The organism is Flavobacterium sp. 2755 (assembly GCF_031455715.1).
GTDB lineage: Bacteria > Bacteroidota > Bacteroidia > Flavobacteriales > Flavobacteriaceae > Flavobacterium.
Genome location: NZ_JAVDTG010000001.1, coordinates 575,502 through 599,391 on the forward strand (window position 1 = coordinate 575,502; position 23,890 = coordinate 599,391).

17 protein-coding genes are annotated in these 23,890 nt (G+C 35.1%); all 17 read right to left on the reverse strand.

What is annotated here, in order from left to right; all coding sequences use genetic code 11:
* Positions 1–51 precede the first annotated feature (51 nt).
* The 17 genes from J2Y38_RS02385 to J2Y38_RS02465 all read right to left on the reverse strand — a co-directional run bounded on the left by J2Y38_RS02385 (position 52) and on the right by J2Y38_RS02465 (position 23,890).
* On the reverse strand, positions 52–1,170 hold the full coding sequence (locus tag J2Y38_RS02385; RefSeq protein WP_309839229.1) for an ABC transporter permease: 1,119 nt from the start codon (positions 1,168–1,170) through the stop codon (positions 52–54).
* The gene (locus J2Y38_RS02390) at positions 1,167–2,273 is read right to left on the reverse strand and encodes an ABC transporter permease (protein WP_309839231.1); all 1,107 of its coding nucleotides are present in this window, start codon (positions 2,271–2,273) and stop codon (positions 1,167–1,169) included. The genes J2Y38_RS02385 and J2Y38_RS02390 overlap by 4 nt, the downstream gene beginning before the upstream one ends.
* 8 nt (positions 2,274–2,281) lie before the next feature.
* Entirely contained in the window at positions 2,282–3,022 is a 741-nt protein-coding gene (locus J2Y38_RS02395) for an ABC transporter ATP-binding protein (protein WP_180858153.1), read from the reverse strand.
* A gap of 168 nt (positions 3,023–3,190) precedes the next feature.
* Positions 3,191–4,099 (reverse strand): ABC transporter ATP-binding protein, encoded by a 909-nt coding sequence (locus J2Y38_RS02400; protein WP_309839234.1) that lies wholly within the window; start codon positions 4,097–4,099, stop codon positions 3,191–3,193.
* Positions 4,099–4,998 carry an HlyD family efflux transporter periplasmic adaptor subunit gene (locus tag J2Y38_RS02405; protein WP_309839236.1) on the reverse strand — a complete coding sequence of 300 codons (900 nt, stop codon included), beginning with the start codon at positions 4,996–4,998 and terminating at the stop codon, positions 4,099–4,101. Before J2Y38_RS02405 ends, J2Y38_RS02400 begins: the two co-directional genes overlap by 1 nt.
* A 7-nt stretch (positions 4,999–5,005) precedes the next feature.
* Positions 5,006–6,271: a TolC family protein gene (locus J2Y38_RS02410; protein ID WP_309839238.1), complete on the reverse strand. Its 1,266-nt coding sequence runs from the start codon at positions 6,269–6,271 to the stop codon at positions 5,006–5,008.
* A 65-nt stretch (positions 6,272–6,336) separates the two neighbouring features.
* Positions 6,337–6,939 (reverse strand): TetR/AcrR family transcriptional regulator, encoded by a 603-nt coding sequence (locus J2Y38_RS02415; RefSeq protein ID WP_309839240.1) that lies wholly within the window; start codon positions 6,937–6,939, stop codon positions 6,337–6,339.
* 205 nt (positions 6,940–7,144) lie between these two features.
* On the reverse strand, positions 7,145–8,515 hold the full coding sequence (locus J2Y38_RS02420) for a Gfo/Idh/MocA family oxidoreductase (RefSeq protein ID WP_309839242.1): 1,371 nt from the start codon (positions 8,513–8,515) through the stop codon (positions 7,145–7,147).
* 58 nt (positions 8,516–8,573) lie between these two features.
* Positions 8,574–9,671 carry a DUF5009 domain-containing protein gene (locus J2Y38_RS02425; RefSeq protein WP_309839243.1) on the reverse strand — a complete coding sequence of 366 codons (1,098 nt, stop codon included), beginning with the start codon at positions 9,669–9,671 and terminating at the stop codon, positions 8,574–8,576.
* Between the two features lie 163 nt (positions 9,672–9,834).
* A complete protein-coding gene (locus tag J2Y38_RS02430) occupies positions 9,835–10,710 on the reverse strand; it encodes a PKD domain-containing protein (RefSeq protein ID WP_309839244.1) in 876 nt (291 codons plus the stop codon).
* A 26-nt stretch (positions 10,711–10,736) separates the two neighbouring features.
* Positions 10,737–12,107 (reverse strand): DUF4832 domain-containing protein, encoded by a 1,371-nt coding sequence (locus J2Y38_RS02435; RefSeq protein ID WP_309839246.1) that lies wholly within the window; start codon positions 12,105–12,107, stop codon positions 10,737–10,739.
* 65 nt (positions 12,108–12,172) lie between these two features.
* Positions 12,173–13,645 carry a RagB/SusD family nutrient uptake outer membrane protein gene (locus J2Y38_RS02440; protein ID WP_309839248.1) on the reverse strand — a complete coding sequence of 491 codons (1,473 nt, stop codon included), beginning with the start codon at positions 13,643–13,645 and terminating at the stop codon, positions 12,173–12,175.
* 12 nt (positions 13,646–13,657) lie between these two features.
* Entirely contained in the window at positions 13,658–16,912 is a 3,255-nt protein-coding gene (locus J2Y38_RS02445) for a TonB-dependent receptor (protein WP_309839250.1), read from the reverse strand.
* A gap of 617 nt (positions 16,913–17,529) precedes the next feature.
* Positions 17,530–18,918, reverse strand: a complete 1,389-nt coding sequence (gene glmM, locus J2Y38_RS02450; RefSeq protein WP_309839252.1) for a phosphoglucosamine mutase — start codon at positions 18,916–18,918, stop codon at positions 17,530–17,532.
* Positions 18,919–19,087: 169 nt separating this feature from the next.
* Positions 19,088–21,016 carry a glucosamine-6-phosphate deaminase gene (gene nagB / locus J2Y38_RS02455; RefSeq protein ID WP_309839254.1) on the reverse strand — a complete coding sequence of 643 codons (1,929 nt, stop codon included), beginning with the start codon at positions 21,014–21,016 and terminating at the stop codon, positions 19,088–19,090.
* Between the two features lie 357 nt (positions 21,017–21,373).
* Positions 21,374–22,747 (reverse strand): sugar MFS transporter, encoded by a 1,374-nt coding sequence (locus J2Y38_RS02460; RefSeq protein ID WP_309839256.1) that lies wholly within the window; start codon positions 22,745–22,747, stop codon positions 21,374–21,376.
* Between the two features lie 216 nt (positions 22,748–22,963).
* Positions 22,964–23,890 carry an NAD-dependent epimerase/dehydratase family protein gene (locus tag J2Y38_RS02465; protein WP_309839258.1) on the reverse strand — a complete coding sequence of 309 codons (927 nt, stop codon included), beginning with the start codon at positions 23,888–23,890 and terminating at the stop codon, positions 22,964–22,966.

A 23,890-nucleotide genomic window follows, 5' to 3' on the forward strand; every position in this document is an offset into this window, starting at 1 on the left:
AATATTCTAAAGCCTTGACTATTAAAATCAAGGCTTTAGTTTTTAATTTATTTAAGATGTTTTTCTGTAATTTAAAACGGCAGAAATATTCAAAACAATAGCAAAACCTATAATAATTAAAATGTGTTTTTGAACATCCTTAAAGCCGCTTCCTTTTATCACAACCATTCGCATTACATCAATAAAATAACTTATGGGGTTGAATTTTGAAACTGTTTTTGCCCAATCCGGCATACTGTCAATTGGTGTAAACAAACCGCCCATTAAAACAAAAATCATTACAAAAAAGAACATGATAAGCATAGCTTGCTGCTGTGTATCGCAAATTGTAGAAACTAATAATCCGAAACCTAAAATGGCGAGTAAATAAACGGCAATAAAAGCATATAAAACCAACAGATTCCCGACTGGAATTATTCCGTAAAAAATCCATCCAACTAATAATCCTAAAGTAAAAACTACATTCCCAAGAATCCAGAACGGAATTAATTTCCCTAAAATAAAATGGTATTTTTTGACCGGAGAAACATTAATTTGTTCGATTGTTCCGGCTTCTTTTTCTTTTACAATATTTAATGCCGAAAGAAAACCGCCAACAAGTGTTACCAAAATAGCCAGGATTCCCGGAACCATATACAATTGGTAATTTAAATGCGGATTGTACCAGTTTGATGATGTAATTTCGATTACAGGCATAGCATTAAAACTTGTGGGAACATTCATTTTTTTGCGTAAACCGTTATTGTATTCTCTAATAATATCGCTGATGTAACCTGCTCCTAATCCGGCTTTTGTTCCGTTAATGGCATTTACTCCAATAAAAAGCTGCTGTTTGTTTTCCTTTATAAGATCTTGTTCAAAACCGTGTGGAATTTCCAAAATTAAATCGGCATTGTCTTCTTCTAATTGTGTGAACGCTTGTTTATACGAATCGTTATACGTTCTCAGTTTGAAATAACCCGAAGCTACAACCTGATTAATTAAATCTCTCGAATAATCAGATCGGTCATTATCTACCACCGCCAGATTAATATTTTTGATTTCATAATTAGCAGCAAGCGGTAAAATAATAAGCTGCATAACGGGCATAACCATAATCACGGCTAAAATGGCGCGGTTACGAAATATTTGTTTGAACTCTTTAATGAGTAAAAATTTGATGATTCTCATGATAAACGTATTTTAAAGCTTTTAAGGCTTATGATCAATAAGAAAATAGTGATTCCGAAAAGGATTAAGGTTTCTTTCCAGACATAGGAGAATCCTAGTCCTTTTATCATGATTCCTTTTACAATAATATAATACCATTTTGAAGGCACAACATTTGAAAACCATTGCAAAGGCAAAGGCATATTTTCGATAGGAAACATGAATCCGCTGAAAAGTAAGGTTGGCAAAAGCATTCCCAATAATGAAATCAACATGGCGGTTTGCTGCGAATCGGTTTTAACCGAAATAAAAATTCCTAAAGTCAAACAGGTTATGATAAACAAAGTGCTTTCTGCAAAAAGTAAGAGTATGTTTCCTGCAATGGGCAAATCGAGCACAAATACGCTCAATAATAATATCGAAACTACATTTACCATTGAAAGTAAAAGGTACGGAACTGCTTTTGAAAGTATAACCATTAAAGGCTTGAACGGCGAAACCAAAAGAATTTCCATTGTTCCGGTTTCTTTTTCTTTTACAATAGCAATCGCCGTCATCATCACGCAGACTAGCATTAAAACCAAAGCCATAACGCCGGGAACAAAGTTTGGTGCGCCTTTTAACTGCGGATTATATAGCATTTTTACTTCGGGTTTTATCTGCAACGGCACTGCATTTTCCTGATTCAAATCTGCCTGATAATCGTTTATGATCGATGTTACATAATTGGTTAATGTTGTCGCATTATTAGGGTCTGATGCATCTGCCAAAACCTGAATCTGTGCTTTATTTTGATGCAAAAGCTGGTTATTAAATCCTTCCGGAAATATAATTGCCATTTTGATTTCTCCGGTTCTAAATGCAGCTTCGAGTTCTTTGCTTCCGGCAAGGGTTTTCCTGATTTCAAAATAACGGCTTGCTTCTATTTTGGTAATGATTTCTTGTGAGGCAATATCTTTGGCATAATCAACGACAACTATTTGGGAATTTTTTACTTCATTGGTTAAAGCAAAACCAAAAATAAGAATCTGCACTACCGGCATCCCGAAGAGAATCAGCAGTGTTTTCTTGTCACGCAGTACGTGCAAAAATTCTTTTTTTACGAATGTTAGAAATTGTTTCATAGTATAAATTATTCTCCGCGTTTGGCTTCTCTGGCAAGATGATAAAATACCTCATCCATTGTGGTTACGCTAAATTGTTTTTTTAGGTTGGTTGGCGTATCGAGCGCTTCTACTTTTCCGTCGACCATTATCGAAACTCTATTACAATATTCAGCTTCATCCATATAATGTGTGGTTACAAAAATGGTAATTCCGTTTCCGGATGCTTCGTAAATCAAATCCCAAAATTGTCTGCGTGTTACAGGATCTACGCCGCCCGTTGGCTCATCCAGAAAAACAATTTCAGGTTTATGAATAATCGCGGTTGAAAAAGCCAGTTTTTGTTTCCATCCTAACGGAAGTGAACTTACTCTTTTGTCTGCCTGATCTTCCATTCCTAATTGTTTCAAAAGAGCCGCGCTGTTTTCTTTGATGGCTTTATCACTTAAACCATAAATTCCGGCAAAAAAGGTAATGTTTTCCTGAACCGTCAAATCGTCGTACAACGAGAATTTCTGACTCATATATCCTATACTTTTCTTTATTTTTTCGGTTTCTTTATAAATATCAAAACCTGCAATTTTTGCTTCGCCGGATGTTGGGTTCGATAATCCGCAAAGCATTCTCATCGCCGTTGTTTTACCTGCGCCGTTTGCACCGAGAAATCCAAAAATCTCTCCTTTTTCCACTTCAAAAGTGATGGCATCTACGGCGGTAAAATCTCCAAATCGTTTGGTTAATGCTTTGCACGAAATTACTTTCTCGTTCATATTTTTTTCTGTTACGTAATTTTTTAAACACATAGGAACATAGATTTTAAAATTGAAAAAAGAGTTTAAAAAAAACTAGTTTTTCACACATAGCTATGTTTGTTTAAACAAATGAAATGCCTTTTAACTCAAGCAAAATCTATGTTCCTATGTGTTAAAAAAACCATATTAACTTAAGAGCTTAATAAAACTGTCTTCAATCGTTACGGCAGCTTCTTTTATCTCTATATTTTTAATTCCTTTTGTTTCCAAAAACTGTAATAAATCTGCTTTGTCTGGGCTTTCTTTGAAAGAAAAATGAGCAAATTCTCCAAAAGCATAACTCATTAACCGATTTGGATATATTGCCAAAGCTTTCAAAAGTGAATACATATTATCTGATTTTACAGCAAAAAGTGCATCAGGATAATTCTGGATTATATTTTTCGGACTATCGATCGAAAGAATTTTTCCGTCCTGAATCAATGCAATGCGATCGCAAAGATTGGCTTCATCCATATATGGTGTCGAAACAATAATCGTAATATCCTGTTTTTTCAGTTTTTGGAGCATTTCCCAAAATTCCTTTCTCGATACAGGATCAACTCCGGTTGTAGGTTCGTCCAGAAACAAAACATTTGGTTTATGAATTAAGGCACAGCATAAAGCCAGTTTTTGTTTCATTCCGCCTGATAATTTTCCTGCTCTTCGGGTTTTAAAAGGTTCAATCTGAACATAAATATCTTTGATCAAATTGTAATTTTCCTCAATGGTAGTTCCGAATAATGTGGCGAAAAAATTCAGGTTTTCTTCGACCGTTAAATCCTGATATAAAGAGAATTTTCCCGGCATATACCCAATTGTATTTCTAATGGATTTAAACTCTTTTACCACATCCAGTCCGTCAATCGAAGCCGAACCGCTATCTGCTAATAAAACCGTAGTCAGGATTCTGAAAATACTGGTTTTCCCTGCACCATCTGGGCCGATTAATCCGAAAAGTTCGCCTTTATTTACCGAAAATGAAACATCATTTACAGCGACCTTTTTTTCCTTTCCGTAGGTTTTGATAATATTTTTTACAACAACCGATTTCATTATTTTGAAAGTTTGAGTTTAATTTCGCCATACATTCCAATTTTCAAATAACCATCATTTTTAACTCTCACTTTAACAGCATAAACCAAATTGGCGCGTTCGTCTTTTGTTTGAATTGTTTTTGGCGTAAACTCTGCTTTGTCGCTAATCCATTCTACAACACCACTGTATTCTTTGTAAGTTTTGTTAGTATCGTCTACAAAAACTTTTACATTGTCGTTTAATTTTACGCCCGGTAATTGATCTCCCGTAATATAAACTCTTAAGTTTATTGTTGATAAATCGGCGATTTTATAAAGTGGTTTACCAATGGTCGCCATCTCTCCTACTTCGGCATATTTTGTCAAAACTGTTCCGTTCGTTTTATTGACAATTTTCGATTTAGCCAGCTGATCCTGAATTTGATTTATCTGAACTTTTAAGGTTTGGGTTTCATCGTCGATTCCGATTGTGCTGATATTAAGTTGTGTTTGTAAGGCGGTAATTTGTTTTAGAATTACCGAAACTTTTGTTGTTGCATCATCTAGTTGTTTTCTCGTTGCGGCATCGGCTTTTACCAGATTCTGCATACGCTGCTGATCTAATTTTGCTTGTTTCAGTTCTTCTCTGTAAACATCTAACTGCGAATTGATATCGGGTTTTTTACTCTGCGTAGCTTTAATTTGTGCCAAAAGCTGATCTTTTTTCAGCGAAAGCTGTATGGTGTCAATATAACCTACGACTTGGTTTTCTTTTAAAATATTCCCTTCTTCAACTTTTAATTCTTTGATTATACCGCCCGCTTCTGCCGGAATAATGGTTTCTACTGCTTCAAAAGTTCCTGTTGCATCAAATTCGTTCTTATTATCAGAACATGATATTGCTGTTGCTGCTATTATTATAAATGCTATTTTTTTCATTTTATGCTTAATTACCGGTTATTAATTTTTGTCTGTATTTTGCCAAAAGCAAATCTGTTTCATGAATAATTTTGTTTTGCGTTGCTGCGTTTTCTTCGTTTACTTCTCGCAGATAATCGCTGGAATCAATTACGCCATTGTCTAATTGTGCCAATGCGGCTTTTTTGACATTGTTTCTCAGTGTTATAATTTCATTGTCAGAAACCAGATATTCTTCGAGTTTTGTTATTTCTGCGCTTTGCTGTTTTATCGATTGATTGGTATTGAAAAGAAAAACTTCTTTGTCGACTTCGAGCTGCTGCTTATTAATGTCGATAATCTGTTTTTGTTTTTTATCTGTATAAAGTCCCGTTAAAGACCAGTTTAGCCGTACTCCGCCAATGTAATAGGATTTCCAGCCCACTTCCAGCATATTCAATCCCGGATTTCCGTAACCGCCCTGCACGAAGAAATTGAACTTGGGTAGATTAGCAATATCAACTGCTTTTTTACCTAATTCCAGACTTTCGTTTCTGTATTTAAAAAGCTGTAATTCAGGGCGATTAATTTCAATTGAATTTACGATATTTTCAGGTGTTTCTAATTTTGTGTCTGGAGATAATTCTGAATTGATGAAAAGCCCCAGCATATCTAAATAGGCTTTTTTGTAATTGCGAATTCCAATTGCAGTTTGATCGGCTTTTAGAAATTCTGCTTTAAGCAAATCTAAACTGCTTCTGTATGCGGTTCCATTATTCAATTGTGCCTGAACGGTTTTGATTCCGATATTGATATCGTTTTTTAGTAAATCATTTTGATGCAGCTGTTCATCAAAAACCAATATTCCAAAATAAAGTTCGGTTACTTTTTGTTTTACAGCGTACAAATCAACCTGAAGCTGCTGTTCTGAAACTTTTGTTTGTTTCTCTACAACTTCTTTCTGCTGTTTTAAATTTCCTCCGTCATAAAGCAGCTGATTGACTTCTGCGTAAGCGCGATACTGATCTTTGTTTAAAATGGGAACCTCAACGCCGGGAAGACTAATTGGCATTTTGGTAACATCAGACTGATACGTTGCCTGACCAAAAATGTCGAATTTGGGATAATATCCTTTGGCAATATTATCAATTGTAAATTCGCTGCTTTTGGCAATTAAATCTCGTTTTTTAGATAACGGATAATTTTCTTCTGCTAATGCATAACAATCCTGCAGTCGTAATAACTTGTCATTTTGCTGTGCATAAAAATGAAATACGGGCATAAAAACCAGTATAACTACTAATAACCTTTTCATATTCAACTTTTTAATTTTTAATATTTCGTTTTAATCATTTGATTAAATTTAGTCCAAAAAAATAGCTAGGAGTTCATCATAGCTTTAAACCATTGTACAATCAATGTTTTTCTTTCTTCTGCAAAATCATTCATTTGACTTGGTGTCATAACTCCGGCTGATTCTAAAACCGGTTTTGCTATAAAAGGAAAAATACACATTGATAATAGATTGATCATAAAATGCAGCGGATTAATATCCGGTTTTCTTTCTTTCAATTGTTTTACAAAAATGGATTCGGTCAATAATTTTCCTGCTTGTACTTTGTTCCCAAAATGTTCGGGATTATTTCTTATTTCGCTTAAAACAAATAAAGGCAAACCAGGATTTTCAATCAGCATCGAGATATAATTATCTGCTATCAACGTTACTTTTTCTTCTATAGAAGTTGTATCGCCATTTACTATGGGTGCAATTACACCAAATAATTTTGCCACTTTCTCTGACATTACCAATTCAAAAAGTTTTTCTTTACTTCTGAAATAATAATTTAAAAGTGCCAGATTAATTCCTGCTTCCTCGGCAATATCACGAGTACGCGTAGCAGAATATCCCTTTTGGGTAAATACTATTCTTGCTGCTTCTTTTATCTTTTCTTCTGTACTTGCGTCTTTGCTTTTTGGGCCCATAATTTTGTAAATGTTCGGCAAAGATATAAATGATTTTTAATTAAACAAGAGATTTAATCAAATGATTAAAAAATATTTTTAAATCAACAATAAGATTTTGAACCATTTATACAAAAAATGCCTGTAAATTCGGAATTTACAGGCATTTTAGATAACTAACAAATATTAACAATAAAAACTAAATGCTTACTAAAAGTATTATAGTTTATTTCGAAAATTCAACTGTATTTAGTTTTTTCCAGCTTCCGCGGGTAAAATCCGGGATTTCTACCGGAGCTGAATTATTGTCTAAAGAGATTTCCGTTAATGGGCTTAAACAAGACCATTCGGCCAAATCATAAACATCCATATCAAGCGGAAGTCCTTTTTGAAGGCAGTAAAACATTCTGTAATCCATAATAAAATCCATTCCGCCGTGACCGCCGACTTTTTTAGCCAGTTCTTCGATATCTTTTACGATTGGGTTTTTATATTTTTCCATTAAAATCTTTTTCACATCTTCCGAAACATATTCTTCTGCATTAAGATTTTGATAGTTTTTAGAAATTTCTGCTCCAACTTCTTTGGCATCAATTGCATAACCTTCTACCGGATATTTATTAGCAAAACCTTTTGTTCCAGATAATTGATACATTCTGCTGTAAGGTCTTGGGCTTGTAACATCATGCTGAATCTGGATTGTTTTTCCCATTTCGGTACGAATCATCGTCATCGTGTGATCTCCGTTTCTAAAATCGGTAACCACTTCACCTGTTTTTTCTTTTATGAAAGCTGGATTTCCAACTGCTTTTGTATCCATCGAAACCAGAAAATTCATTTTATCTCCTCTATGAATATTTAGCGCTAAACATGCCGGGCCCATTCCGTGTGTTGGGTAAATATCACCTCTGTGTTTGCGGTTGTAATCCATTCTCCAGTTGTTCCAGTAATTTCCCCAATATGGCTGTAATCCATGAATATAAGAACCTTCTGCGTGAAGAATTTCTCCGAATACGCCTTGTTGTGCCATGTTTAGTGTTGTTAATTCGAAGAAATCATACACACAGTTTTCGAGCATCATACAATGTTTACGTGTTTTTTCTGAAGTATCAATTATATCCCAGATTTCATTCATGGTTAAAGCTCCCGGAACTTCTACGGCAACGTGTTTTCCGTCTTTCATGGCTTGCACTGCAATATTAGCGTGGTGTTTCCAATCTGTTACAATATAAATAAGATCAACGTTGTCTAGTTTTGTTACTTTTTTCCAGGCATCTTCTCCAAAAAATTCCTGTGCTTTTGGTGCTCCAAGTTTGGCTAAAGTATCGTTTGCTGCTTTTGTTCTTTCTTCGAGCACATCGCATAAGGCTACAATTTCTACTCCGGGAACATGCGGAATGCGTCCTACGGCGCCCGTACCGCGCATTCCAAGACCAATAACTGCTACACGAACGTGCGGAATTGCGGGCGTGGCTAAACGCAAAACATCTGTTTGTCCTTTGTCTCTTTTTGGTGCTTTTGTTTTAATAAGCTGCGCTGATGTGTCGCAGACTTTGAATAGCAAAAGTGCTATTAGTAAAAATCTTAAACTTTTCATTTTTTTTATTTTAGTGATATTTTTTGTTTGAACGTTTTATTTGTAACAATTTGTTTTATTACACTTTTATATAGGTTTTGTTTTTGTGCATGTACCAAAGTATGAAATAAAGAATTCCGAATCCGGCTAAGTCGCAAAAGGCGTCATAATAAGCTCCTGTAAATTGCTCAAAACCAAAGAAAATTTGCTTGGCGATTAAAGAGAAATTAAAAACATGTGAACCAACATAAGCTGCAATTGCATTTAAACCAATTACTCTAAACGGATAAGCCCATTTTGTATAACCCTGAACGTCGACAAGCCAATAGAATAAAGCTAATAAAACAAAGCTGATTCCTGATGAAAAAATTACAAATGAACTTGTCCATATTTTTTTAATAATAGGATGCCAGATGCCAATTATTAATGAAAGAATAATTGCTGTTACTCCGATTAATAAAAGATACTGTGCTATTTTTTTTCTTGAAAGAGAAGATAAAAGCAATTCTCCTGCAAACAATCCTGATAATGTTGTGGCTGTAAATCCTAAACCTGTTAAAAGCCAGGAATACTGTGTTTGATCGTAAAACGGCCCAAAAACCTGTTGATCGATAAATATGGGAAGATTTTTTTCTGGTAATAATTCGAAATTGTGACCAAAATAACTCGGAATTGATAATAATACGGCATACAAAACAAGGCAAACTACAAAGAAGATGTATCTTCCTTTTCTTGACAAATTTAAATAGGCAATACAGGAAAATAAATATCCAACTGCAATGGCCTGAAGTGTATTACTAAAGATGTGAAACTTTGAAATATTAAGTTCAAGAAGATTTCCCTGTACGATCCAGCCTAATATAAACAGCACTATAAATCGTTTTAAAATGTGCCTGTATAATTTAAAATCTGAATATGTTTCTTTGCTTCTTTTTCCTAATGAAAACGGAATTACAACACCTACAACAAATAAAAATAAGGGCATTATGACATCATACAAATGAAAACCAATCCATTCCGGATGTTCGAACTGGTCGGCCAGCGTTTTTGTTAAACTGGTATTTGCCGCTGTATTCAAATTATAGAAAAATCGATCTGCCACTATAATCATCAAAAGATCAAATCCTCGCAGTACGTCTACAGACATTAATCGGTTATTGGAAATTGTTTTAGTCATATTATTTTCTATTTCTTTTTAAAAATAATCCCAGTTTTATATTTAATCAACTAGGATTATTCTAATTATCTAAACTCGATAGCTTATGCCATTTGGCTCAAAAAATTAATCTCCAAAAAACTCTTCGCCAAATGGCACATTTTGACCGGCTATCGATGACAAACTACAATTGTAATGTAGAGAACTTAGGCGCTTCCGGGAAGTTGGCAACTAATCCCCATCCTCCATTCATTTCTGTAATGGCAATACCAATTGAACTTCCTAATGTTCCTAACTGTGTTTTTGGAATACTGAATTCTATCGCATTTGTGGTGTCGTTTAAACTCACAATTGGTGACGCTTTTAAATTTGCTCCAGAACCTGCAATTCCAGCCCAGCCCCAGCCTCCGTTTGGATCGGTGTGGTTGTAGAATTGTCCCCAGCCGTTAGTTACTACCGGACCTTCGAATAAAAATTCGGCTCCAGAACCTTCTGCCCAATTGCTGTGTAGGAATCCTGTTTGCGTATTTCCATCTGTATTGATGTACATATCAACCAATTCCATCAGCATTTTTTTGTTTCCTTCTAAATACACATTTACATTTGGACCTCCAGCCCAAATTTTAATTTTTTGGATTGAACCATTTCCAGATGTATTTTGATCTGTTACGGCAACATCATCCCAATCTGTAAATTTTCCGTCAATTTTAATATCAATAATTATGATTCTTGGGGCAGTTATGGTTTTAGTGATAAAAGCTTCTTCTCCTTTATCGTTGGTTACGGTCAAAGAAACTCTGATTTCGCCTCCAATTTTATAGGTGTAAACCGGATCTTTGTCTCCAGATGTATAATATAAATCTCCAAAATCCCATCTGTATTTTGAACCGTTTGTAGAAAGATTGGTAAAGGTAAACGTGCTTCCGTCATTTGTAAATGAGAAATCTGCGGTTGGTTTTGTAGCCGAATCGTCTGATGATGCACCATCGCTCGAACAAGCCGTAAGCAATAACATAGCAACAAGCAATGTTATGTATTTGGTTAGTTTTATTTTTTTCATGGTTTTTAATTTAAATGTTTTAATAACTATTTAATGATAACCGTTTGTGATAATTTATTGAATCCAGTTGCGGCTTCCCAAACTCCTGTATTAGCAAAACGAATACAATAATCTGGTCTGTCAACTAGTTTTGTTGAACTGTCTTCGATTTTTAATAACAATTCATAAGTTCCTGCCGGAATTCCGGATAAGCTCACCGATTCTTTTAAATCGTACGTTACTCTTGGTACTACTTTTCTAACATCGAAGTTTAATTTTTTCTTATAAACCGTTCCGCCAGAAGTCGCTCTTAATATTAAATAAGCATTTTTAGGATTGTAAACCGGAGCAAAACCACCATTATTCAGCAATGCTTCAAACTCTAAAGTTCCATTTACTGCTGCTTCTTTTTTTAGACTTGAAGATGCTAATGAAAGTCTGTAACCTAGTTTTCTTTCAAAATCTGTAAAGCAGTTGTTGTTTCTCCATTCCTGTAAAACCGGACCATAATAATCTAGGTTTAAATACGTCCATTTTAAAAGTGACATTTCTTTTTCAGCAGTAGTACAACTTGCCAGCGGAACATCTGTTGGCGGACAAGTTTCTCCTCCTGTTGGGACATAAAGGGCTTCGTTGCTTATGTATGTTTTTTCAGAAGTGATATCTATGTATGTTCCGTAATCGTCTACACTTGCCATGAAACAGTCATTATGAAAACCTAAACGAGCTGTATTTGAAGTTCCGTAACCAACGTTCGCGTCCATTGCAATTGTAGTTGCAACATAGTCTTGTTTGATTTTTGGAGTTCTTAACTGAATTTTTACTTCTTTTGGAAAAGATGCTAAAAGTTTGTCTATAATCAGTTTTTTGTTTGCCGGCGTTGTAAGCTGGTTTGTAGTGTAATACCATTCTCCCCAAGCTCCAACAAAACCTGCCTGAACAAAAGCAATGACATCTTTGTTTTCTTCCAAGATTGGTTTCAACTGATCTAAATGTCCTGAGATAACGGCTACAGAAGCATCTGAACCATCTTGTGCATCTGTATACGCAAAACGCAAAACACATTTTAAACCTGATTCTCTTAAACGTGTAAAATCGGTTTTGATAAGATCTAATTGTGTCTGGCTTAAAGCCGAAGTTTTAAATTTCTCCAAATAATACAAACGGAGAATAAGGCTTACATTTTCCTTTTTCAGATTATTTAAAGAAGCTGCTGTCATTGCTGCTCCTTCAGAATTTACCTGCCACGTATGCATAAATCCACGCTCGGGATTTGTGAACACTTCGTTTGAAGCGGTGTAAGTTACTTTTTCAACTCCGTTTACTTGTTCGCCTCCTTCATTTTTGTCGCCGCCATCGCTTTGACAGCTTGATGCGACATTAAGAAAAAGGCAGATTAACATTAGTAAATTTTTCATTTTTTGTATAATTAAATTATCTGATTTATTTTATTCCTTCACCAATTGTGATAGCCGTCTTCTAATTAATTATATCCAGGATTCTGAATAAATTTACCTTTTCCTTCACTAATTCTGTCTAAAGAAAATGGGAACAAAGCTTTGTATGGAGCACTTTGACTTGCTGCACCGTTTAAGTCAAGGGCATGTTCTGTGTATTTTCCGTGTCTAATTAAGTCTGAACGATATTGTCCGTTTTCGCACCAGTATTCATGTGATCTTTCTAAAAGAATCATTTCATTAAATTTAGCAAGTGTATTATAATTTGCTAATACTATTTCGCTGATTTTAGCTCTCTTTCTCACGATGTTTACTAAATCAATTGCTTCTTGTGTTGGTGTTCCTGTTTTGTTTACAATTGCTTCTGCTCTTGATAATAAAACATCTGCATAACGATATACGATAATATCTACAGTAGTTAAAGCGGTTGTTCTGGCAACATCGGGATCAATTTTTAACGGAATTGGCCCTAACTGCATATAGTTTGCAGGATTTGATCTGTTATACGTTACTCCATCAGTCCCTGTAAATTCTGCAATAAGTGCACCTTTACGAATATCAGTTGCTTCAAAAGAATCATAAAATTTCCATGAACTTTGAATTGTTCCGTAACCTCCGCGGCCTGGGAAATTATTTGGCAATGCCATTAACTGCCATTGGTTTTCACTTGTTCCTGCATAATCTGCCGGAACTGCCCAAATTACTTCTTTGCTTTCAACAGGTGCTTTAATGTCCCATAATCCAACATAATTTTCTTCTAAACCATAATAGTTCATTGCCATAATTGCTGCTGCCTGCTCTTCTACTTCTGCCCATCTTTTTTCATGCAGATATAATCTGATTAAAACCATTCTGGCCATTCCGTTGCTGAATCTTCCGTAAGGAGTTTCTCCCGGCGCTTTTAAATCTGCAGCTGCGGCTTTAAGATCATTTTCAATAAAACTTACCATTTCTGCATTTGAAAGTCTTGCCAAAGGTTCTTCTTTCAACGGATTTTTAAGCACATCCAGAGGCGCAACAACAAGCGGTCCGTATAAATCAAAAAGTTCGTAGGCTAATAATCCTCTTGCGCATTTAATTTCGGCAACGGCTTGTTTTTTAATTAGCTCATTTACGTTTGATGACTGGATTCTGTCGATACTCAAAGTCATTCCGCTTATTTTATTGTAAAATACATCGTAGAAACGGGTAAATGCAGTTGAAGTCGCTTTGTAACTATGTAAAGAAGCTTCTTGCTGTACGCCGTAAGGTCCCTGAAGAATTTCTGTTGTAGCATCAAGCATAAACATTAATCCGTTTTCTGAAGTAGAATGAATTCCGTTTCCATAAGAACCTCTCAACGGATAATAAGCAGAAGCTACTATAGCCTGAATATCAGCCTCCGAGCTTGGAAAAATACTCGGATTAATCTCGTCGTAATTGATAGATTCTAAATCTTCGCTGCATCCAGAAAATGCAAGCATCAATAATACAACTATATAATTTTTTAAATTTTTCATATCTCTTTTTGATTAAAACTTAAGATCAATTCCTACTGTGTATGTTTTTACATTTGGATAAGCTGCTGCATAACCATCTGTTTCAGGATCAATACCATCATATTTTGTAATGGTGAAAAGGTTTTGGCCGTCTAATCTAATCGCCGCCCCTTGTATGTATTTACCAAACCATCTTTGTGGAAAATTGTAACTAAGCGATACATTTTGCAAACGAACAAACGAAGCATCCTGCATGAAGAAATCTCCCGAACCGTATTGTGTATATCCAAAGTGTGAACCCGGACGTGTATTTGTTGGATTATCCGGTGTCCATCTGTTGTATACATTTCTTAATGCATTTCTACCGTTTTGTGCTACTCCAACTGCAGTTACACCGTAAGCAAAATCTGTTTGGTCCACAATTTTTCTACCGAACATTCCATTAAATTGAAAACTCAACATGAAATTTTTCCAGATAATTGTATTGTTTAAACCTGCTGCAAAGTCAGGATCTGCAGAACCTAATAACACAGTATCAGCTTCATCAATTTTTCCATCTGGTGCTCCGGTTCTTAAAAATACTCCTTTTTCATCCGTTACCGGATTTCCTGCTGCATCTCTCACAAAACCGTTAAGGTCTTTTATTTTAATTTGTCCAGGATATAAATCTGGCTGTGCCGGAACTACTTCTCCAATCTGCATAACACCATCAGCAATTTGGCTGTATTGTGCACGTACAGGATCATCATAATTCATATAAACTGAAGGTTTCCAGTCTGGTGCGCGCTCTTTCCAATTTGTTTTATATTGCGAATAAGTAAAAGTCGTGTTCCATTTTAAATCTGGAGTATCAATATTTTTTGTAGTTAAGGTAACCTCAACCCCTTTACTTTGTGTGCTTCCAATGTTTGCCCAAACGGTATTGATTTCCTGATAACTGTTGATTGGTTTCAGCGTTAATAAATCTGAAACTACTCTGTCATAAATCTCAAATGATCCTGAAACTCTTTTATTAAAAATCTCGAAATCAACACCTAAATTTTTCTCTGTTGTCGTTTCCCATTTTAAATCAGGATTTTCAAGTCTTGAAGGAAATACACCAATCAATATTGATTCGTCTGGATTTAAGTAAGCCGGCTGTGCATAGAAAGCTCCAAAAGCACTTCCTCCAATTGATGCATTACCTGTTTGCCCGTATCCAAATCTAATTTTAAACTGCGATACATAATTGTCGATTGATCTCATGAATGATTCCTGAGAAACATCCCAACCTACTGCAATTGAAGGGAACAATCCGTATTTATTATTTTTTGCAAATACACTCGCACCGTCACGACGAATTGTCGAAGTCAGCATGTATTTATCTTTGTATGAATAATTAAATCTGGTAAAATAAGAAATGAAGTTATTTTCACCTTTTGAAGATGCCGTTACTTTTGTTCCTGCACCGGCATTTATATTATTCCATAAAAAGGCATCTGTAATAAAGTTGCTGTTTCCTAATGTTGCAGCTTCTGTTTTGTACGTTTGTCGGGAATAACCCACCATTAAGCCGAACGTATTGTCTTCCATTATTTTTGTTGTATAATTTAATGTGAAGTCAAATAAATCATCATTTTTTTCCAAAGAATTAATTGTGGCTTTTCCATTTTCTAAAGCTCCATATAAAGTCGTTCTTGGTAAATAGGTGCTTCTTTTTGCATTACCCTGATCAAATCCTGCCTGAAATCTTGCTGTAAGTCCTTTTAATGGTTTTATTTCAGCATAAAAGTTGGTCAACGATCTGTCTATAACTCCTTCATCAGAAATAGTTAACAATGAATATGGATTTGGCTCTAAAGCATTATCCGGGTTTATTGGATAATTTCCAAATTCATCAATTGCTAAAATATTTGGTCCTTGCTGTATTGCAGAACGTATAATTCCTGAATTTTCAAATTGATCTCCTCCTAATTGTGAGTTTTGATTTTTGATTCGGCTTTTAGTCATGTTCATACCAAAATTGATATAATCTGTCAATTTTTGGTCAATGCTAAAATGAAACGTGGTTCTTTTTAATCCTGAATTTTGAATAACTCCTTCCTGATTGAATAAGTTTCCTGATAAAAAGTATTTGGTAGATTTTGTTCCTCCGCGTAATGAAAGGTTATTTTGCTCAATCATCCCGTCTCTTGTAACAAGTCCAAGCCAGTCTGTTCCTTTTCCGGCATTGCGAATCTGCTCATCAGAATAAACTCTTTTATATGGAATTCCGTTTACCGGTGCAGCATTTGCTTCTTCCAGAGTTTTTGGAGAATACGGATATACTTTATTGATAAACTCCCAGTTTTCTTTTGCAGCATCATTACGTAACTGCATCCATTCTTTCAAATCAAGAACTTCATAGCTGTCATTGTATTTTTGATACGAATAAGAACCTGAATAATCTACTCTTACATCACCTTCTTTTCCTTTTTTAGTGGTAATTAAGATTACGCCATTTGCAGCTCTTGCACCATAAATTGCTGTAGAACTCGCATCTTTTAAAACCTCAATAGATTCAATATCATTTGGGTTAAAGGAATTTAAGATACTTTGTGTACCTCCGTCATAACGGTTTCCTGTTCCGGGCTGCTGTAAATTTGTAACCGGAAATCCATCAATAACAACTAAAGGATCATTGCTCGCATTAATAGAACCTGCGCCACGAATCTGGATATTAAATCCTCCTCCTGGCTGTGCACTGTTTTGTACTATTTGTAAACCAGCCACTTTTCCCTGAAGCGCAGTTAAAACAGAAGGTGCAGAAGATAATACCAATGCATCTGATTTTACAGAAGAAATGGCTCCTAATACATTTTTCTTTTTCTGCGTTCCGTAACCTACAATAACGACCTCATTTAAACTTTTTGACGATGGTACTAATGAAACTTTAATTGTGGTTTGTCCGGCTATTGCTACTTCTTTTGTATCATATCCTACATAAGAAAACAAAAGAGCTTCTGTAGTAGAAGGGACTACGATTGTATAACTTCCGTCAAAATCAGTTGTTGCTCCTCTTGATGATCCTTTCGGCATGATGGTAACACCAATCATAGGTTGGCCTAATTCATCTAAGACAGTACCTTTAATTGTTATATCTGCTTCTGACTCTTTATTTATAATTTCTGATTTCTTCCCATCTTTTGTAGAAGAAACCGCGCTTACTTTAAAAACAGAAACTATCAGAAATAAGACCGTGAGTAATGTCTTTAAATTAAATTTTATTTCCTGATAGTTACTGTATAGTAACTTGTTACTTTTTTTCATATTATTCTGGTTAGTTTAATGGTTAATGTGAAAAGCAAACTTTGCGTGAGTAAAAATTGGTTAAGGCTTTTTCAAACACAAAGCGAAATGGGTCGGTTATGTTTTTTTTGAATTCATAATTTTTGTCTGTTTTTTGTTTTTGTTTTCGTTTGGTTATTTTTCTTAATTGATATTCTTATTTTATTTTTTTCTTTTAATAATCAGCTGCTTATTTATTTTTTAGGAAGTCCTTTTTTGAGTTTTAAAATTGATTTTTAAGCTTAAAAAAATGGATGAAAAAAAGCTGTTTTTTGACTTAACTATGGCTAAACTAAATAATATTTTTTAATAAACAATGGCAAAATCGAAAAAATGTGTTCGTGCACATAAAAAAAGTGTTTTCGAGCACATTTTTTAGAAAAAGTATTATTAAATTCTTATCATTTTCAAATATTTATCTTGTAAGAATTTAAAAATTTGTCTAAAAAATTTTATTATCAATCGAAAACCAAATCATTTATTTTGATATCCATTTAATTTAAAATCGCAGTCAAATGAATATTTTATTATTTTAAAATCAGCACTTTATTCGATCTCTAATAAAATTTATATTAAAGCTGAGATCGTTTTTTGAACGATTATTTTACAGTAAATTTTTTAATGATCGAGATGAATTTTTCTGCCAGCTCATCTGCATTTTTCTGTGACTTGCTTTCGGTATAAATTCTAATGATTGGTTCAGTATTTGATTTTCTCAAATGCACCCATTCTTCCTCAAAATCTATTTTGACTCCATCGATACAATTCGGGTTTTCATTTTTGAATTTTTGAGTGATTTTTTCCAAAATTTCATCCACATTAATTTCCGGTGTTAACTCAATTTTACTTTTGCTCATATAATAATCCGGATAACTTTCGCGAAGCGTTTTACATGAAACTTTTTCATTTGCCAAATGCGATAAAAACAAAGCAGTTCCAACTAAAGAATCTCTCCCGTAATGTGATACCGGATAAATGATTCCGCCGTTGCCTTCTCCTCCAATTATGGCATTTGTACTTTTCATTAATTCCACAACATTTACTTCGCCAACTGCACTTGCCTGATATTTTCCGCCATGTTTTAAAGTAATATCACGTAATGCTCTTGAAGAGGATAAATTAGAAACCGTATCGCCTTTTGTTTTTCCTAAAACATAATCGGCGCAGGCGACCAAAGTGTATTCCTCGCCAAACATTGAACCGTCTTCGCAAATAATCGCCAGGCGATCTACATCCGGATCAACCACAATTCCGAAATCGGCTTTTTCTGTTACGACCAATTCTGAAATATCTGTCAAATGTTCTTTTAAAGGTTCCGGATTATGTGGAAAATGGCCGTTTGGTTCACAATACAATTTGATACATTCAACTCCTAATTTTTCCAATAAACTCGGAATCGCAATTCCGCCCGTAGAATTAACAGCATCGACAACTACTTTGAAGTTGGCTTTTTTAATGGCTTCAACATCAACTAAAGCTAATTTTAAAACTTCGTCAATGTGTTTTTCGATGTAACCTTCCTTCTTTTCGTAGTTTCCTAAATTGTCTACTTCTGCAAAAAGAAAATTTTCATCTTCTGCTATTTTCAGGATTTTTTCGCCTGCTTCTCCATTTAAAAATTCTCCTTTATTGTTTAATAATTTTAAAGCGTTCCATTGTTTTGGATTATGACTTGCCGTGATGATGATTCCTCCATCCACTTTATCTAATGTTACGGCTACCTCAACAGTTGGCGTTGTCGACAAACCAATATCAACGACATTAATTCCTAAGCCCGTAAGCGTATTCGAAACCAGATTACTAATCATTTCTCCCGAAATCCTAGCGTCTCTCCCTATAATTACGGTTAATGATTGATTTGAGTTTTCACTTTTAAGCCACATTCCGTAAGCTGCGGCAAATTTGACAGCATTTACCGGAGTTAAATTTTCATTGACAACCCCGCCAATTGTGCCTCGTATTCCTGAAATTGATTTTATTAATGCCATTTTTTATTTATTATTTTAGTTTTTAGCCACTGATTAAAAGGATTAAAATGATTTTTTTGCCACGAATTGCTCGAATTATCACGAATTTAATTTGTGGAAATTTGTATAATTCGTGGCAAACTCTAATTTTATTAAACTTAGAATCTTAGCATCTCAGAACCTTAGCAACTTAATAGTGCCATCTCACGAAAGCTTCCATCGCTGCGTAGCTTGAAAGTCCCATTTGTTGGTAGACTTGTGCGGTTTCTCTGTTTCGGTCTTCGGCTCTCTGCCAAAATTCTCTGGCGTCACTTCCTTGGAAAACAACTCCATCTTTTTGAGATTGATGCTTGAAGATTCCGTGGCGTTTTGCTAAAACTTGGTCAGGGCTCATTGGTACTGCCATTTCTACTTCGTCAATTCCCCATTCCTGCCAAGCGCCTCTGTATAACCATAACCAGCAGTCGTTCATAAATGGTTTTGGTTTCAATGCTTTTACAGCTTCAAAAATCGCGTCCAGACAAACTTTATGCGTTCCGTGTGGGTCAGCTAAATCTCCTGCTGCGTAGATTTGATGCGGTTTGATTTTTTCAATTAAATCCATTGTTAACTGGATATCTTCTTGTCCGATTGGTTTCTTTTCAATAGTTCCAGTTTCGTAAAAAGGAAGTTCCATAAAATGAATTTGATCATCGGTTAATCCAACAAAATGGCTTGTTGCTCTCGCCTCTCCTTTTCTGATTAATCCTTTGATATATCTTACTTCGGGAATATCAATTTCACTGTTCTTTTTATTCTCTAAAAACGTTTGTGCTTTTTTGTAGATGTTGTCTGCTTCCTCGCTTTTAATGTTGAATTTTTCGTTGTAATCAATCACGAATCTTGCGAAACGTAACGCTTCATCATCCGCAACAGCGATATTTCCAGAAGTCTGGTAAGCAACATGTACCTCATGTCCCTGCTCCTGCAGACGCATGAATGTTCCTCCCATACTAATGATATCATCATCAGGATGCGGACTGAAAATCAAAACACGTTTTTTAGCCGGTTCTGCCCTTTCAGGACGGTTAGTATCTTCCGCATTTGGTTTTCCACCAGGCCAGCCCGTAATGGTATTTTGAAGTTTATTGAATATTTTGATATTGATGTCGTATGCCGGACCAGAATCTGCCAGTAAATCGCTCATTCCGTTTTCGATATAATCAGCATCGGTAAGCATTAAAATTGGTTTTTTAAGATCAAGTGCTAATCCTAAAACTGCTTTTCTGGTCAATTTATCTGTCCAGACGATTTTCTCTACCAGCCACGGTTTATTGATTCTCGTTAATTTTGAAGATGCTTCCTTATCTAAAATAAAAACAGCATCATCATGTTCCTGTAAAAAAGAAGCCGGAACTCGGTTTGTAACTTCATCTTCAACAGATCTTTTCACAATATTGGCTTTTCCTTCTCCCCAAGCTAAAAGAATTACTCTTTTGGCTTCCATAATTTTTTTAACTCCAAGTGTGATTGCAGTTCTTGGTGTATTATTTAATCCGAAGAAATCTTTGCTTGCGGCAACTCTTGTGATATGATCGAGCGCTACTAATCTTGTTTTAGAGTTTTGAAGCGAACCAGATTCGTTAAAACCAATATGTCCGTTTCCTCCAATTCCCAGAATTTGAAGATCGATTCCGCCTAAAGCTTCAATTTTTGCTTCATATTCATGACAATAATCTGCGATTTGTTCTTTTGTTAAAAGTCCGTCTGGAACATGCGCGTTTTCAGGTAAAATGTCAACGTGGTCAAACAAAAGTTCTTTCATAAAACGAACGTAACTGTTGATTGAATTTGGTTCCATCGGATAATATTCATCCAAGTTAAAACTAATTACGTTTTTAAAACTCAAGCCTTCTTCTTTGTGAAGTCTTACCAGTTCTGCGTAAAGTCCTTTTGGAGAAGAACCTGTTGCAAGTCCCAGAATACAAGGTTTATTTTCTTTTTGTTTTGACTGGATTAAAGCTGCAATTTCCTGTGCAACGGCTTTTGAAGCTTCACCTGAGTTTTCAAAAACAACGGTGTTGATGTTTTCGAAGCGCTTTTCAAAACCGGTTGCTTTGTCTATTTTACTTTTTAACATTGTGGATATTTTTAATATGTTTTTGATTTAATTTTTTTGAATGTCTTTTGGGTTAAAAAAGACATGAGTTGAGCTGGAGCACTTCAAATGTGATATTTGAGTACTTGAATTTTATTTTGAATGAAATGTTTGTGTTCTATAAGGTTACTCCCAATCTTGTCATCTCGACGAAGGAGAGATCGCACTAGAAACTCCGCAAACTAAGTCGTCAATCTTTGTCGAGTTACGCGTGCGATTCCTCGTTCCTCGGAATGACAAACTTTGAGGTGAAACTTTGTCGAAGTTCTACTTGCTCATCTTTGTCGAGTTTTTTAGTGCGGTTGCTTCGTTCCTCGCAATGACCATACTTTGGGTTAATTACCATTTCCTGTATTTATGCCCTTTGAAAGCAAAAAACACAATCATTAAATAGGCTGGTAATAATATCAAATACGCTAATTGATTTCCGCTTTTTGCTGTTTCGGTAATTCCTTCGGATGCATTTGAAGTGTTGATTGTATCGGCAAGTAAACCGTAAAATAACGGGAAAACAGCTCCGCCAATAATTCCCATAATTAGAATTGCACCGCCAATTTTTGTATATCCTCCTAAATCCTGAAGTGCCATTGGCCAAATTGCCGGCCAGCAAAGTGCGTTTGCTAAACCTAATAAAGCAACTAAAATAATTATCAACGGTAATTGTGGAATTCCCGGTAACTGAATCATGATTTTTGGAGAAAGTATTACGATTAATGCAACCAAAATAAGTCCTAAAAATCCGGATACTTTTAAGGCAGAAACCTGCGAAACGTATTTTGGAATCAATGTAATTCCCAGAATATAGCCGATAACCATAAAAGTCATCGTGAAGGAAGTCAGCTTTAAATAAAACGAACCGCTTTCTCCATAAACTCCCAATTGTTTTCCAAATCCGCCAATGGAATCTCCCGCTAAAACTTCTGCGGCGATGTAAACCATTAAAGTAATTACACCAAAAACCAATTGCGGGTGTTTGAAGGCTTGTTTTATTTGTTTGAAAATGCTTAAATGTTCTACTTGTCCTTCATCGTCTAAATTAATTTCAGGAAGTGGAGAAAATTTTACCAAAACAGCCAAAACCACCATAATCACTGCCATGTAAATATACGGAGTCTGCAATTGCAAAGCCAACGCATCTAAAGCACTTTCTTTTTGAACGGAAGTCATAACGGCAATTTTATCGGCAGAATAATCTCCAATATTAGATAAAACCAAAGAAGTCAATAATAACGGAGCCAGAAAACCTGCCAGTTTATTGGCAATTCCTAAAACGCTGATTCTTGCCGCGGCACTTTCACGCGGACCAATCACAACGACATACGGATTTGCTGCTGTCTGCAAAACGGCTAAACCGGTTCCCATTACGAATAATGCGATTAGGAAAAATCCAAAAGTTCTTGATGCTGCGGCGGGATAAAATAAAAGTGCCCCAACAGCAATTACGCCTAAACCTAATGAAATTCCATTTTTGTAACCCACTTTTTCAATTAAAAATGAAGACGGAATCGCCATTACAAAATAGGCAATATAAAAGGCAAACGTCACAAAATACGATTGTGATTCGGTTAGTTCACACGCTAATTTAAAAAATGGAATCAGCGGCCCGTTTAACCAGGTTACGAATCCAAAAATAAAAAACAAAGAGGTTAAAATAACCATTGGAATCAAAGTGCTGTTTTGCTCTTTTTTTAAGGTAAGATCGATTTGTGACATATTTTTGGTTTTTGTTTGGTTTGTTCTTTGTTAGTAATTTTTAACACATAGAAACATAGATTTGGGCGGTTTAAAAAAGACACTCACTTATTCAAATAAACATAGCTATGTGTGGAACTTGTTTCTTTGGTATTCTTTTTTATACACATTTAAACCTATGTTTCTATGTGTTAAAATATTGCATTGCTATTGGTTAATTATATTTCGGTCTAAAAATTATTTGCTTACTAATTCCTGATGGTAAAAAAGAATAGTTTCTTCTAATGCCTGATCAATTGTGTATTCTGGTTTAAAACCTAACTGATTGAATTTTTCAGGATTGGCTTTTGAATGTTTGATATCGCCGGGTCTTTCGTCTAAAAATTTGATCTGCGATTTAGAATTGGTGATTTTTATAATTTTTTCGGCCAGTTCTAAAACCGATGTGCTGTGTCCTAAAGCAACATTATAAGTTTCGCTTCCTTTTTGCGAAGCGAGAATATTAGCTTTTACAACATCTTTTACATAAATAAAATCTCTGGTCTGCGATCCGTCTCCGTAAATGATTATCGGTTCGTTTTGAAGTGCTTTATTGATAAAAATTGGCACTGCCGCCGCATAAGCCGATTCTGGATTTTGACGCGGACCAAAAACGTTGAAATATCTTAAAGAAGCCGTTGGAACTTTATATTGATCCAAATACATTTTTAAGTAATATTCGCCATCTAATTTTGTGATTGCGTACGGTGTCATTGGTTCCGGAAACATGGTTTCTACTTTTGGTAAAACGGGATTGTTTCCATAATTGGCTGCGGATGTTGACAATACAACTTTGCAATCTGCATTATTTTTTGCTGCTTCAAGAATATTAATTGTTCCAATGGTATTAATTTCGATACATTCTTTGATTTTCAAAAGAGATTCTGGAACGCTTACTAAAGCTGCTAAATGAAAAACACCGCTTGCTCCGCTTATTACTTCATTGACTAAATTTTCGTCGCGAATGTCGCCTTTTATAAATTCAACATTCAATCCGTTTAGGTTGTGTTCGAATCCCGTTCTAAGACTATCAAATATCAAAACCTGATGTCCTTGATTGGATAAATGTTCGGCAATATGGCTTCCTATAAAACCGGCACCTCCGGTAATTACATATTTTTTCAT

Bases quoted from the DNA above. Each gene is read 5' to 3' on its own strand.
- J2Y38_RS02385 (WP_309839229.1), bottom strand. From the start codon at position 1,170: ATGAGAATCATCAAATTTTTACTCATTAAAGAGTTCAAACAAATATTT.
- J2Y38_RS02390 (WP_309839231.1), bottom strand. From the start codon at position 2,273: ATGAAACAATTTCTAACATTCGTAAAAAAAGAATTTTTGCACGTACTG.
- J2Y38_RS02395 (WP_180858153.1), bottom strand. From the start codon at position 3,022: ATGAACGAGAAAGTAATTTCGTGCAAAGCATTAACCAAACGATTTGGA.
- J2Y38_RS02400 (WP_309839234.1), bottom strand. From the start codon at position 4,099: ATGAAATCGGTTGTTGTAAAAAATATTATCAAAACCTACGGAAAGGAA.
- J2Y38_RS02405 (WP_309839236.1), bottom strand. From the start codon at position 4,998: ATGAAAAAAATAGCATTTATAATAATAGCAGCAACAGCAATATCATGT.
- J2Y38_RS02410 (WP_309839238.1), bottom strand. From the start codon at position 6,271: ATGAAAAGGTTATTAGTAGTTATACTGGTTTTTATGCCCGTATTTCAT.
- J2Y38_RS02415 (WP_309839240.1), bottom strand. From the start codon at position 6,939: ATGGGCCCAAAAAGCAAAGACGCAAGTACAGAAGAAAAGATAAAAGAA.
- J2Y38_RS02420 (WP_309839242.1), bottom strand. From the start codon at position 8,515: ATGAAAAGTTTAAGATTTTTACTAATAGCACTTTTGCTATTCAAAGTC.
- J2Y38_RS02425 (WP_309839243.1), bottom strand. From the start codon at position 9,671: ATGACTAAAACAATTTCCAATAACCGATTAATGTCTGTAGACGTACTG.
- J2Y38_RS02430 (WP_309839244.1), bottom strand. From the start codon at position 10,710: ATGAAAAAAATAAAACTAACCAAATACATAACATTGCTTGTTGCTATG.
- J2Y38_RS02435 (WP_309839246.1), bottom strand. From the start codon at position 12,107: ATGAAAAATTTACTAATGTTAATCTGCCTTTTTCTTAATGTCGCATCA.
- J2Y38_RS02440 (WP_309839248.1), bottom strand. From the start codon at position 13,645: ATGAAAAATTTAAAAAATTATATAGTTGTATTATTGATGCTTGCATTT.
- J2Y38_RS02445 (WP_309839250.1), bottom strand. From the start codon at position 16,912: ATGAAAAAAAGTAACAAGTTACTATACAGTAACTATCAGGAAATAAAA.
- glmM (WP_309839252.1), bottom strand. From the start codon at position 18,918: ATGGCATTAATAAAATCAATTTCAGGAATACGAGGCACAATTGGCGGG.
- nagB (WP_309839254.1), bottom strand. From the start codon at position 21,016: ATGTTAAAAAGTAAAATAGACAAAGCAACCGGTTTTGAAAAGCGCTTC.
- J2Y38_RS02460 (WP_309839256.1), bottom strand. From the start codon at position 22,747: ATGTCACAAATCGATCTTACCTTAAAAAAAGAGCAAAACAGCACTTTG.
- J2Y38_RS02465 (WP_309839258.1), bottom strand. From the start codon at position 23,890: ATGAAAAAATATGTAATTACCGGAGGTGCCGGTTTTATAGGAAGCCAT.